This window comes from Psychroserpens burtonensis DSM 12212, from assembly GCF_000425305.1.
GTDB classification, from domain to species: Bacteria; Bacteroidota; Bacteroidia; order Flavobacteriales; family Flavobacteriaceae; genus Psychroserpens; species Psychroserpens burtonensis.
Genome location: NZ_AUDE01000010.1, coordinates 175,805 through 187,867 on the forward strand (window position 1 = coordinate 175,805; position 12,063 = coordinate 187,867).

13 protein-coding genes are annotated in these 12,063 nt (G+C 31.5%); 4 read left to right on the plus strand and 9 right to left on the minus strand.

The window, feature by feature from the left end:
- Positions 1–537: 537 nt before the first annotated feature.
- The 3 genes from H593_RS0104515 to H593_RS0104525 form a co-directional block, all read right to left on the minus strand.
- Positions 538–954 (minus strand): thiol-disulfide oxidoreductase DCC family protein, encoded by a 417-nt coding sequence (locus H593_RS0104515; RefSeq protein WP_037051505.1) that lies wholly within the window; start codon positions 952–954, stop codon positions 538–540.
- Positions 955–1,046: 92 nt separating this feature from the next.
- A complete protein-coding gene (locus H593_RS0104520) occupies positions 1,047–3,215 on the minus strand; it encodes an endonuclease MutS2 (protein ID WP_028871344.1) in 2,169 nt (722 codons plus the stop codon).
- A gap of 80 nt (positions 3,216–3,295) precedes the next feature.
- A complete protein-coding gene (locus tag H593_RS0104525; RefSeq protein WP_028871345.1) occupies positions 3,296–3,631 on the minus strand; it encodes a cupin-like domain-containing protein in 336 nt (111 codons plus the stop codon).
- A gap of 354 nt (positions 3,632–3,985) precedes the next feature.
- Between H593_RS0104525 and H593_RS0104530 the strand changes: the two genes are divergently transcribed.
- The gene (locus H593_RS0104530) at positions 3,986–4,651 is read left to right on the plus strand and encodes a uracil-DNA glycosylase (protein WP_028871346.1); all 666 of its coding nucleotides are present in this window, start codon (positions 3,986–3,988) and stop codon (positions 4,649–4,651) included.
- Positions 4,652–4,654: 3 nt separating this feature from the next.
- Here the strand turns inward: H593_RS0104530 and H593_RS0104535 are convergent, their stop codons facing one another.
- The 6 genes from H593_RS0104535 to H593_RS0104560 form a co-directional block, all read right to left on the minus strand.
- A complete protein-coding gene (locus tag H593_RS0104535) occupies positions 4,655–4,840 on the minus strand; it encodes a hypothetical protein (RefSeq protein ID WP_028871347.1) in 186 nt (61 codons plus the stop codon).
- Between the two features lie 168 nt (positions 4,841–5,008).
- Positions 5,009–5,863, minus strand: a complete 855-nt coding sequence (locus H593_RS0104540) for a substrate-binding domain-containing protein (RefSeq protein ID WP_028871348.1) — start codon at positions 5,861–5,863, stop codon at positions 5,009–5,011.
- 22 nt (positions 5,864–5,885) lie between these two features.
- Complete coding sequence (locus H593_RS0104545) at positions 5,886–6,755, minus strand: nucleoside phosphorylase (protein WP_028871349.1); 870 nt, start codon at positions 6,753–6,755, stop codon at positions 5,886–5,888.
- Positions 6,745–7,692, minus strand: a complete 948-nt coding sequence (locus tag H593_RS0104550) for a DUF1835 domain-containing protein (protein WP_028871350.1) — start codon at positions 7,690–7,692, stop codon at positions 6,745–6,747. The genes H593_RS0104545 and H593_RS0104550 overlap by 11 nt, the downstream gene beginning before the upstream one ends.
- Positions 7,689–8,021, minus strand: coding sequence for a translation initiation factor (locus tag H593_RS0104555; RefSeq protein WP_028871351.1), 333 nt, complete (start codon positions 8,019–8,021; stop codon positions 7,689–7,691). The genes H593_RS0104550 and H593_RS0104555 overlap by 4 nt, the downstream gene beginning before the upstream one ends.
- 96 nt (positions 8,022–8,117) lie before the next feature.
- Positions 8,118–9,065: an isopenicillin N synthase family dioxygenase gene (locus tag H593_RS0104560; protein WP_028871352.1), complete on the minus strand. Its 948-nt coding sequence runs from the start codon at positions 9,063–9,065 to the stop codon at positions 8,118–8,120.
- Positions 9,066–9,218: 153 nt separating this feature from the next.
- On the opposite strand from H593_RS0104560, the gene H593_RS0104565 reads away from it, so the two are divergent.
- From H593_RS0104565 to H593_RS20415, 3 genes are all read left to right on the plus strand, one after another.
- The gene (locus H593_RS0104565; RefSeq protein WP_028871353.1) at positions 9,219–11,219 is read left to right on the plus strand and encodes an alpha-ketoacid dehydrogenase subunit alpha/beta; all 2,001 of its coding nucleotides are present in this window, start codon (positions 9,219–9,221) and stop codon (positions 11,217–11,219) included.
- 101 nt (positions 11,220–11,320) lie between these two features.
- Positions 11,321–11,554 carry a hypothetical protein gene (locus H593_RS0104570; RefSeq protein ID WP_028871354.1) on the plus strand — a complete coding sequence of 78 codons (234 nt, stop codon included), beginning with the start codon at positions 11,321–11,323 and terminating at the stop codon, positions 11,552–11,554.
- Between the two features lie 207 nt (positions 11,555–11,761).
- Positions 11,762–12,063: transposase (locus H593_RS20415; protein WP_037051452.1), on the plus strand; the 302-nt coding region annotated here is incomplete at its 3' end.

Sequence of the window (12,063 nt, forward strand, 5' to 3'; positions counted from 1 at the left end):
TTTCTACCGCGTTGATAGTTGCTATTCTCTCAATTTGTGCTCCACTTAAGTAAACAGTGACTTCTTTAAGGGTTCAAGCTGTCTTTCGAATAGGGTTTTTGTCTGACTTTGCAAAGCAAAATGTGGATAGGAATAAAAGGATTACAGTGAAATTTCTCATTATAATTGGTTTTAAGTTTAATGTAAAACTATTGTAGATTCGATAAGATTAAAACTAGTTATGTGTAAAGCCTTGCTTTGAATTAGGGAACCTATAGTTTGAGTGAGTCTTGAATAAAAATGAGACAACATACGGTATCTCATAGATGTTTTTTACACGTCGCGCTTATTGAACATTTTTTTTCGGTTCTATACCGATGTTTTTGTTTGACAAGTAAGATATGATGTAAATTTACTTCATAAATAATGTGCTATTAATCAAAATATTGTTAGATAATCCCTCTTGATTAAAAATTATTTTATAATTAAATTTAGTTTTAATTAGTTGTTAATTATTAAAGTCCTTTTTTCCCGAAAGGACTTTTTTTTGTTTAATAATTACAAAAATTTAGATTTTAACTCTTGTGTTGGAATCATACACGATTCTTTTTTACCATACCACTTATAGCGATTTTTTGCAATAAAATCATACACCCAATCTCTAATAAATGTTGGGACAATAAAAAAGATAGTCATTAAGTTTAAAGGAAAATTAAGATGTTTAGCTATTTTTAAGGCGGCTGAAGATTTTACTGATAATCCGTTAGTATTGGAATAGAGTAAAATAGAGTCTGTTTTTTTAGTATCTATTTTGTAAGCTTTTATAACTGTTTGACCAACATCACTCTCTAAAGGCGCAAACATAAATAGATTTTTTTCATCATATTTAATTACATATTGAATGGATGAATTGCAAAGATTGCAAACACCATCAAAAAGAATTAATTGTTTATTTTTTGGTAAGGACTCTATCACATTGTAAAGATAAGACAACCCGTTATAACGTGTTTAAAAATTGAGTTAAAACAATTATAATTATAGGAATAGCAACTAGAGCTCGTAATTGATTATTTCTTTACAGCTTCAACCAATTCCAGTTGATCCATGCTTACATTGGTCGTAAATATCCCATAGTTGACAACTGCTTTATTTTTTTCTATTTTATCAATAGTTCCAACAGCACGACCATCGTGCATTCTTACTCTATCTCCAATTTTAAGAATAGGTTTAGGCTTTTCTGCTGGTTTAGCTTTTTCTTTAGCCGTTTTTTTGTTTTTGCGAATAATAGCAACTTTTTGTTCTGCTTCTTTTTTGACTTGCGTTTCCTTAACCTTTTCTACTCTTTTTTGTTTGGCGGAAACTTTCTTACGTTTAGAATTTTCAATTTGAACTAATTTAAAGAGTTCTGCTAATAATTCACGTTTCTTATTGTCGTCAAAATATCTCTCTGAAATATCATTGACTTTTTGGCCTAAATAGATGAGACGCTGATTAGAATCGTATAACTCTTGAAAACTCTCTAGTTTCTTTTGAACCTTAGCATTTACTTCTTCTAGCTTATCTGCTTCATGTTGTTTTTTCTTTTCGTTTTCTTTAAGTGAACGCTCTGTTTTTTCGAGTTTACTTCGTTCTTTTTGAAGTTTTGCTATGGTCGCGTCAAATCTCACCTTACCACGTTCTATTTTCTTTTTGGCACGATTGACGAGGCTGTATGGGATTCCGTTTTTTTGTGCGACTTCAAAAGTAAATGAACTACCTGCTTGACCTAGTGCCAATTTAAACATAGGCTCCAAACTTTTTTCATCAAACATCATATTTGCGTTTTGCATATATGGTAATTCGTTGGCTAAAACTTTAAGATTGGAATAGTGGGTTGTTATGATGCCATAGGCTTCCCGATGATAAAACTCCTCAAGAAAGGTTTCAGCTAAAGCACCTCCAAGTTCTGGGTCACTTCCAGTACCAAATTCATCTATTAAGAACAATGTGTTTTGGTTGCATTTCCGAAGAAAAAAGTTCATCTGTTTTAATCGATAACTATACGTGCTTAAATGATTTTCAATAGATTGATTGTCTCCAATATCACTTATGATACGGTCAAAAAGGCAAATGTTACTTTTCTCATGAACAGGGATTAACATACCGCTTTGTAACATTACCTGCATCAAGCCTATGGTTTTAAGCGTGATACTTTTTCCTCCTGCATTAGGTCCAGATATCACAATAATTCTATTCTCTGGATGTAACACAATAGACTGAGAATAGGTTTTCTTTCCTTCTGCTTTATTAGATAAATAGAGTAAAGGATGATAAGCATCTTGAGCGCTATATATTTTCTCGTCGTTAATTGTAGGTAGAATTCCATTAATAGATTGTGCATGTTTTGCTTTGGCATAGATGACATCTAATTTTAATAGAAACTCTTGGTATCTATTCAATAGAGAAACATAAGGGCGTATATACTCTGTTAAATTTCTTAAGATGTTATCTACTTCTTCGCCTTCGTCAAACTCCAAATTATTGAGTTCTCGCGCATATTGAAAGGTTTGTTCTGGTTGGATATAAACGATGCTACCCGTTCTGCTTCCACCCATAATACTTCCTTTAACTTTGCGCCTATACATAGCTTTAACAGCGAGGACACGTTTGTTTTCAACAACAGATTCTCTTATGTCATCGAGGTAATCAAGATTGTGATATTGAGTAAGTGCTGCATTAAAACTGATATTAATTTTCCCTCTAATTGAGTTTATAGATTGACGTAATTGATACAATGTATCTGTAGCATTATCTTTAATATCTCCAAAACGATCTATGATAGCGTCAATTTCTGTTACAACATGGGCAATAACTTCTAGCTTTGCAGATGATGCATATAATGATGGATAATATTCTTCAAACTTTTTTAAGAACTTGAGTATATCACTTATTGTAAGCGTGATAGATGCAATTTTTTTGAAACTCTTAGTATCTAAATAAGAATTTTCGATTTTTAAAAGCTTAATTTCTTGGGTGATAGGTTCAAATCCATGATTAGGAATCCTATTATCATTATAAAAAGAGGATACAAATTCATTAGTGTAATCTAGAGATTGAAGAACATTTTCTTTAGTTGTCAATGGTTTGATTTCCAATGATTCAACGCGCCCTAAATCTGTAATACATAAATCGGATACTTGCTTTAAAACAGATTTGAATTCTATGTCTTGTAATGTTTTTTCGTGAATATTAATCATTAATAGCGTCCTCTAATAGTTAAGGATTGCAAAGATAACTATTAATGATTTATTAATAAAATGTTTAATCTAATTAGTATTTATCGTCTCATACGTTTACCATTATCATCAATATAATGGCACACATAATCTTTAACATAAAGACCATGCTTGTGTAGTAAAATTTTCCAATTACTTTTTAATTTGCCTTCAATAAAATCATAATTTGTATACGACATGCAATTTACACTAATTGAAGCATTTGTAGAATAGACACAATGCCACCAGTTTTTTGGATTAAATAACATTTCTCCAGGACCTAGAACTACATAATATATATCTGCATTTTGAATTAATGGGTGTTTATCCTTGTCATAGTTGTCAAAATCTATTTCACTCAATCCTATTTTAGGTTCAAATTTCTTACTGACATGCATGAATTTTGTTTGCTTTAGAAAAAGGCGCTTCTTTGTTTTAATCAGTTTTTTAAAAATAATCGAGAGGTCATTTTTTTATCGATTCCCAATCTTGTATCAAATTGGTTATTTTTAATGGTTTGTTTTTCTTAATATAATTATTAAGAAAACAGACATAATTTATTTGGTCTATGGTTTCAAGGTTGAATAAGGGTTTATCTAATATACTTTGTATTCTTTTTCTTAATTATTGTGACATTTTGGTGTAATTTAGTTTACATTGAAACAGTCATAAACATGAAAAAAATATATTTCAAATTACAAATTTATGACATATTTTATATTGTAGATAACAAGAATGTTTTTTTAGATAAGATGAAGATACATATACCTCAAAGTTGGAAAAATGAACTAAAAGATGAAATTCAAAAGCCCTATTTTAAAGATTTAACCACGTTTGTAAAACAAGAGTATAACTCTGCCAAATGTTTTCCACCAGAACAGAATATATTCTCGGCATTTAACTTGTGCCCTTTTGATGCTGTTAAAGTTGTTATTATTGGGCAAGATCCGTACCACGGAGACGGACAAGCTAATGGTTTATGTTTTTCTGTAGCAGATAACATAACACATCCACCATCATTGAAGAATATTTTTAAAGAAAGGGAAGTTGATCTAGGGATTCCATATCCAATATCTGGAAATTTAGAATATTTGGCAAAGCAAGGTGTTTTATTATTAAATGCAACATTAACAGTAAAAGCACATCAAGCTGGTAGTCATCAAAATAAAGGATGGGAACAATTTACTGATACAGTAATAGATAAAATAAGTAAAGAGAAAAAAGAGGTTGTATTTTTACTTTGGGGAGGATTTGCAAAAAAGAAGATTAAATTAATTGATCAAACAAAGCATGCAGTATTAACATCAGGTCACCCGTCGCCATTAAGTGCTAATAGAGGATATTGGTTTAGTAACAAGCATTTTAGCAAAACAAATGCTGAGTTAAAATCAAAAAAAAAAGAAGAAATTAACTGGTAAAAATTAGCTTCCAGTAGGGGCTAAATGACTCGTTGTAAGTCTTTCTGTTCTAATTTCTTTAGTATTGGTTTTAATAAGAGCAGGTTCTTTTTGAGAAACTTTTTTGGTTGTTTTATTACAACTAAATATTAAAAGCATAAAATTTAGTGCAATTAATATAGAAAGAGTTAGAGTTATTGTTGTAATCATATGTGATCAATTTTGTTAAGTTAGTTAAAGGATTTGGTTTAGCAAATGTAATAAAATTTTGATAAATAGAAAGTTATAGAAAAAAACAAGTAAATATACCTGCGTTTAATAAGAGCATCTTTCCATAAATAAAACAATATAAAAGACTTTTTTCCTACCTCTTAATTGTCATAATTGCTTAACCAATTTATCGTAGCTTACTTTTTTAGGAATGATGTCTAGGTATAACAATTTATCCTGTATAGTATTTATCATACTCTCATTTAGGATATCTTGAGACCATTCAGTAAGAGATAACCATTCTTGAACGTCTTCTAATTTTTGATCGTATCTATTAGCAATCGTTTTATCAATGCTCGGGATGTCTTTAAATTCTTCTGTCGTGTTATTAATGATGTTTAAAATCGTTTTCACATCTTCTAAATTGGACTCCAAAAAGGCTTCTCTCACAGCTATTACAAAACAAGGCCACGGTGATGGGCAATTGTCAATGCGTCTAAAAATACCATCATCAACTATTGGTTTGGTGGTGAATTTTTCCCACATAAAATAATCTGCATCACCATTTGTTAATCCTTCGATTGCACCATCAAGATTTTTAATAACCTCAAAGTTTAGATCTTTTTCTATATTCCATTGGTGATTTTCGGCATTTATATAAGCCATTAAATGAGAGCCAGAGCCATATCTACTAATAGCTGCTCTAGTACCCTTTAAATCTTCTACTGTTTTAAATTTAGAGTCGTGAGCAACATGGATCCCCCAAATTAATGGAGATTGCACAAAAGTTTGTACTATTTTACTTGGATTACCATCAATAATATCTTTAATCACACCTTCAGTAAGAATAACAGCCATATCAATTTCACCTTCGCGTAATGCCTTATTCATTGCACCAGTGCCACCAAAATAATTTTTCCAACGTAAATTAATGCCTTCGTCCTTATATTCTCCATTTTTAAGGGTCATATACCATGCAAGATTAAAATGTTCAGGAACACCTCCGATATTTATTTGTTTCAATGTATTTGTCTTAAAATTAACCTTAGTCTACTATTTTATCTAAAGTGTACTTGATGAGCGTGTCAACGATTCCTTTAGGGTCATCACTAAACTCACCAGTTGCCCTATTGGCTATAATTGCATTCATAGAGAGAGAATTATGTCCTAATAGGTTAGAAATCCCGTAGATTCCAGCGGTTTCCATTTCGAGATTTGTAATAGTCTTACCTTCATAATTAAAATTTGCAAGCTTATCATTTAACTCATTATCTTGAATTGCTAATCGTAGAATTCGGCCTTGTGGTCCATAAAAACCTACGTTAGTTGCAGTAAAACCGATTACAGTTTCACCACTAGATAGTTTTTTTAATAAACGATCACTACATTTTACAACATAAGGATCAGATTTTTTGACAAACCAGTTCGTTTGTGCTTTTAATGCTTCGGAAATTTTAAAATACTGCACATGCTCGCTGTCATAAAAATGTAACAAGCTATCAAAACCTGCGGCATATTCACTAATTAAAAATGAATCAATAGGAATATCTTTTTGAATAGAGCCTGATGTACCAATTCTAATAATGTCTAAAGAGGTCAATTTTGATTTTATTTCTCTTTTTTCTAGATCAATATTCACTAAAGCATCCAATTCATTGAATACAATATCAATATTATCTGTCCCTATTCCTGTTGAAATTACCGTTATCTTCTTTCCTTTATAAGTACCTGTTTGCGTGTGAAATTCTCGTTTATGTGTTGTGAAATCAACACTGTCAAAATGCTTGGTCACACTGCCAACACGATCAGGATCACCTACCGTAATAATTGTAGTTGCAAGATGTTCTGGAAGTAAATTTAAGTGATAAACACTACCGTCAGGATTCAATATTAACTCAGATGCTTTAATTGGCATATACCATAGTTTTAATGAGTTTGTTTTGTTTTTTATCAAATTTGTAATCTAAACTTCTTACACCTCCAAAATAAATAGTGTTATTCATTTCAGTTTGATAATTATGTTGATGTTCAAGAGCTAAATGCCCTTTTCTATTTAATAATAATAAATGTTCTGTTTCAGTAAAAAATAAAGATAATAAGTCTACAACACGTTCTAACTGTAAGTCTCTATATCCGTAATAACCTTGATAATGAAGTGCATAACCTACTAAATGATGTCTCGAAGTGATTGTGTTTTCTTTGACAAGCTTAAGAATATTATATTCTAAAGTACTTAGTCCACTACGAACATCTGGAAAACGTTTAATATGAGCTTTTAAGCAGTTACTCATATATTTAAATGAAGAGGATCTAGTAATTAGAGGCAACAATAGGTTATGATCATTACCGCAATAAATTTTCCAAACTTTTATTGCTAGTGATATGTCATCAACATTAAGTTTTACTTTATCTTCATAATGAGAATGCAATTGCTCCGTATTTAATTGCGCTAATCCTTTAAGATCTTTTTCACCTTCAACGCGACCGCTGCACACCAAATAAATAGGGATGTAAATTCCTTTTTGCACTAATAAACTTATTACAGCGACCATATTTATATGACAGAATAAATCATATTCAAACCATAAAGTAACGTCATTAAAGTCACCAATATCATCTAATTTTTGAAGCTCAGTTGTTATTTCTTCCTGATTTAAAGTAATATCGTAAAATGACTTAAAAAAAACGGTTCTATTGTCTAAAAATTCTTTAGAAGCTACGTTTTCTAGTGTAGGACCAACACAAAGTGTTTCTTGCCAAGTGATGACATTCGCATCTGTTACAATGTTTAATTTAAGCAAGTAATCGGTTAGAGAATTTCCGTTTGTGATATGTAATGTTTTAGAACTCATCCACCAACACGTTTTACATTAAAACCTTTATCCTTTAAAATCTGCATGATTTTATCTCTATAATCACCTTGAATGATGATTTTATCATCTTTAAAACTTCCTCCAACACTTAATTTTTGCTTTAGTTCTTTGGCCAATTTCTTGAAATCTTCTATAGCTCCAGTATAGCCTTCAAGAATTGTGATAGGCTTTCCTTTTCGCTTTTCATATTTGCAAATTATAGGGTCGTCTTGTAACCAGATACTTTTTTCTTTCGAAATTTTTTCTTCGGAAGCATCTGCTTCCACATGTTCTGGAAAGAGGTTTTTTAATTGGTCTTGTAAATCCATTTTTTCAATCTTCAATCTTCAGTCTTCAGTCTTCAGTATTCAGTTTTCAGTTTTGCTTTTGAGTAAAACTTTTGACTAAATAAGAACAATCGATCACTACTTCTTTAGTCCAAGTTCAATTAAACGTTCATTTAAAAATTCTCCAGCAGTAATATCCTCAAATTGCTTTGGATTTTCATCATCAATACAACTGTCTAAAACGTTTAATTTCATTTCGCTTATTGGATGCATAAAAAATGGAATTGAGTAACGCGATGTTCCCCAAAGTTCTCTTGGCGGATTTACAACGCGATGAATTGTTGATTTTAGTTTGTTATTGGTGTGTCTAGATAACATATCACCAACATTGATCATTACTTCATTAGGCTCTGCAATTGCATCCATCCATTCTCCGTCGTTGTTCTGTACTTGTAGACCACGACCTTGAGCTCCCATTAATAGTGTGATTAAATTAATATCACCATGAGCGGCAGCACGAACTGCATTTTCTGGTTCCTCTAAAATAGGAGGATAGTGAATAGGTCTTAATATAGAGTTACCATTATGGATATAATTATCAAAATAAGTTTCTTCTAAATTTAAGTATAAAGCTAAAGCTCTTAGCACATATTTTGCTGTTTTCTCTAACATTTGGTAAGTCTCCTTTCCTATTTTATTAAATTCTGAAAGTTCCTTAACCTCTACATTTTCAGGATATTCCTTAGCGCGTTCTATATCATCTTCTACATATTGTCCAAAATGCCAAAACTCCTTTAAATCGCCTTCTTTTTTACCTTTAGCACTTTCTTTTCCGAAGGAAATATAACCGCGTTGACCACTAATACCTTCAATTTCATAACTGCGTTTTGTCTTTACAGGTAGTTCAAAAAAATTCTTAACTTCTTTATATAAATTATCAACGAGTTGATCATCTAAAAAATGACCTTTCAATGCTACGAAACCAATTTCTTCGTAAGCCTTGCCAATTTCATCAATAAATTTTTGTTTTCTATTTGCATCTCCAGAAATAAAATCCTGAAGGTTTACACTTGGTATTCTGTTCATTGTATAATTGATTTATTTGCGCTTCAATATAACAAAAATAAGGAAAATAGTACTAAAATCACTGATTTCAATTCTACTTAAAAAAAACCGCTATAGGCTTTTTAAAACTCAATTTTTATTTACATTTGATATACTAACGAAATAATTCAAATAATGTTGACCTCCACCAAGAGTTTAATTACCTACGACAAGAAAAATCTAGATGATAAAACGCTTTTAAGTCTTTATAAAAACATGCTTAAACCTCGCATGATAGAAGAGAAAATGCTCATTCTATTGCGTCAAGGTAAAATATCAAAATGGTTCTCAGGTATCGGACAAGAAGCGATTTCTGTAGGGGTCACTATGGCCATGCAAAAAGACGAATATATTTTACCGATGCATAGAAATTTAGGTGTTTTTACAACACGAGAGATTCCTTTATATCGTTTGTTTAGTCAATGGCAAGGAAAAGCTAATGGGTTTACAAAAGGTCGCGATCGTTCGTTTCATTTCGGTACCCAGGAGTTTAATCTTGTTGGAATGATCTCACATTTAGGTCCGCAATTAGGTGTTGCAGATGGTATTGCCCTAGCGAGTTTGTTAAAAAATAAAAAGACTGTTACTGCCGTTTTTACAGGAGAAGGCGGAACGAGTGAAGGTGATTTTCATGAAGCATTGAACGTGGCTTCTGTTTGGCAATTGCCTGTTTTATTCTGTATTGAAAATAATGGCTATGGATTATCAACACCAACAAGTGAACAATATAATTGTAAAGATTTAGCAGATAGAGGTAAAGGTTACGGAATAGAATCTTTTATTCTCGACGGAAATAATATACTAGAAGTGTATGCTACTATTAAAAAATTAGCTGAAAGCATTCGTAAACATCCAAGACCAATTTTAATTGAATTTAAAACCTTTAGAATGAGAGGTCACGAAGAGGCAAGTGGTACAAAATATGTTCCTGAAAAATTAATGAAAGAGTGGTCTAAAAAAGACCCTGTTGATAATTTTAGAGCGTATTTGATGGAGAATCGTTTACTCAATGAAAAAGAAGATCAAGGTTTTAGAGAAGTGATACTTGATGAAATTAATGAGCATTTGCAACTGGCGTATGATGAGGACGATATTATTGCTGATGTTGCAACAGAGTTAAATGATTTATATAAACCGTTTCAATATACAGAATCAACACCAAGTACAAAAACTAAGGAGTTACGATTAATAGATGCTATTTCTCAAGGCTTAAAACAATCTATGGAAAAACATAATGATTTGGTCATTATGGGACAAGACGTCGCAGAGTATGGAGGTGTTTTTAAAATCACCGAAGGTTTTGTTGAAGCGTTTGGGAAAGAACGAGTAAGAAACACGCCAATTTGTGAATCTGCAATCGTAGAAGCAGCAATGGGATTATCAATTGCAGGTATAAAATCGATAGTTGAAATGCAGTTTGCAGATTTTGTAACTTCAGGTTTTAATCCAGTCGTTAATTATTTAGCAAAATCTCATTACCGTTGGGGTCAAGAAGCAGATGTTGTGATAAGAATGCCATGTGGTGGAGGTGTTGCTGCAGGACCATTTCATTCTCAAACAAATGAAGCTTGGTTTACAAAAACGCCAGGTTTAAAAGTCCTGTATCCAGCATTTCCTTATGATGCAAAAGGGCTATTAGCAACTGCTATTGAAGACCCTAATCCAGTCTTATTTTTTGAACATAAAGCTTTGTATAGACGTATTCGTCAACAGGTACCCATAAATTATTTTACGATTCCTTTAGGAAAGGCAGCTTTGCTTAAAGAAGGAAACGACGTGACCATCATAACGTATGGCGCAGGAGTACATTGGGCTTTAGAAACTTTGGATAATAATCCAGATATTTCTGCAGATCTCATAGATTTAAGAAGTTTACAACCGCTAGATAAAGACGCTATTTTTGAATCGGTAAAGAAAACAAGCAGAGCCATCATTTTACAAGAAGATTCTCTTTTTGGAGGTATTGCTAGTGATATTTCTTCATTAATTATGGAACACTGTTTTGAGCAATTAGATGCACCTGTAAAACGTGTGGCTAGTATGGAAACACCAATTCCTTTCATAGAACAATTGGAAGAGCAGTATATGGCTAAGGGTAGTTTTGAAGAGGCTTTGAAGCAGTTGTTGGCCTATTAAACTAGATTGATTACAGTCATGAAAATAAAATATTTTATAGTATTAATTATTTTTCTCTTCGGAAATATTTATTTGAATAAAGCTTTTCTCAAGAAGAAAATTTGAAAGTTGTAGAATTTAAAATAATAGCAGAAGGAACAGATTCACCAATCCCTAATTTACAAATGGTGTGTTTTAATAAGTATTTCAATAAAGGTTATTTGCCTTCCGAATTTCGTGCAAAATATAATCTTGGTAACAAAAAACTTTACAAGAGAAAAATTCTAATTGAAGTATTTCGTTCTGATAATGACAAAAAGGAATTAGACAAAATTGAACTTATTGGAGTAAAATAAAATGATAAAATGCTTGTTGTGACTTACAACGTTACAAATTGAAATAGGTATAAATAATGAACGATTATAAATTTGAAGAAATACTTCCTGAGTTAAAAAAAAATCGATCACTTCTAAAATTTTATACAATTTTGCATCTTGTAAACTGTATATCCGTAAGCACTAATAAGTACTAAATTTTGCTTATTTTTAATAAAAATTAAAGGTATGAATATTTTTAAATTTACTGCGGAATTTGATAGCGAAGAATCATGTCGCAGGCATTTTAAAGAAGAGCGAGATAAAATTGGGGTAATTTGCCAAAAGTGTTCAAATACAACTCATTACTGGATAAAAAGTCAATGGAGTTATGAGTGTAAATCTTGCAGAAGCAGGACTTCTTTGCGCAGTGGTACCGTTATGCAAAGTTCAAAATTATCTTTTTTGATTTGGTACAAAACAATGTTCTTATTGACAGCGACCAAGAAAGGATTTTCATCGAAAGAAATACAACGTCAATTAGGCTTAAA

Excerpts from the sequence above, each read along its gene's own strand:
- H593_RS0104520 (WP_028871344.1), bottom strand. The coding sequence starts at position 3,215 with ATGATTAATATTCACGAAAAAACATTACAAGACATAGAATTCAAATCT.
- H593_RS0104525 (WP_028871345.1), bottom strand. The coding sequence starts at position 3,631 with ATGCATGTCAGTAAGAAATTTGAACCTAAAATAGGATTGAGTGAAATA.
- H593_RS0104530 (WP_028871346.1), top strand. The coding sequence starts at position 3,986 with ATGAAGATACATATACCTCAAAGTTGGAAAAATGAACTAAAAGATGAA.
- H593_RS0104535 (WP_028871347.1), bottom strand. The coding sequence starts at position 4,840 with ATGATTACAACAATAACTCTAACTCTTTCTATATTAATTGCACTAAAT.
- H593_RS0104545 (WP_028871349.1), bottom strand. The coding sequence starts at position 6,755 with ATGCCAATTAAAGCATCTGAGTTAATATTGAATCCTGACGGTAGTGTT.
- H593_RS0104550 (WP_028871350.1), bottom strand. The coding sequence starts at position 7,692 with ATGAGTTCTAAAACATTACATATCACAAACGGAAATTCTCTAACCGAT.
- H593_RS0104555 (WP_028871351.1), bottom strand. The coding sequence starts at position 8,021 with ATGGATTTACAAGACCAATTAAAAAACCTCTTTCCAGAACATGTGGAA.
- H593_RS0104560 (WP_028871352.1), bottom strand. The coding sequence starts at position 9,065 with ATGAACAGAATACCAAGTGTAAACCTTCAGGATTTTATTTCTGGAGAT.
- H593_RS0104565 (WP_028871353.1), top strand. The coding sequence starts at position 9,219 with ATGTTGACCTCCACCAAGAGTTTAATTACCTACGACAAGAAAAATCTA.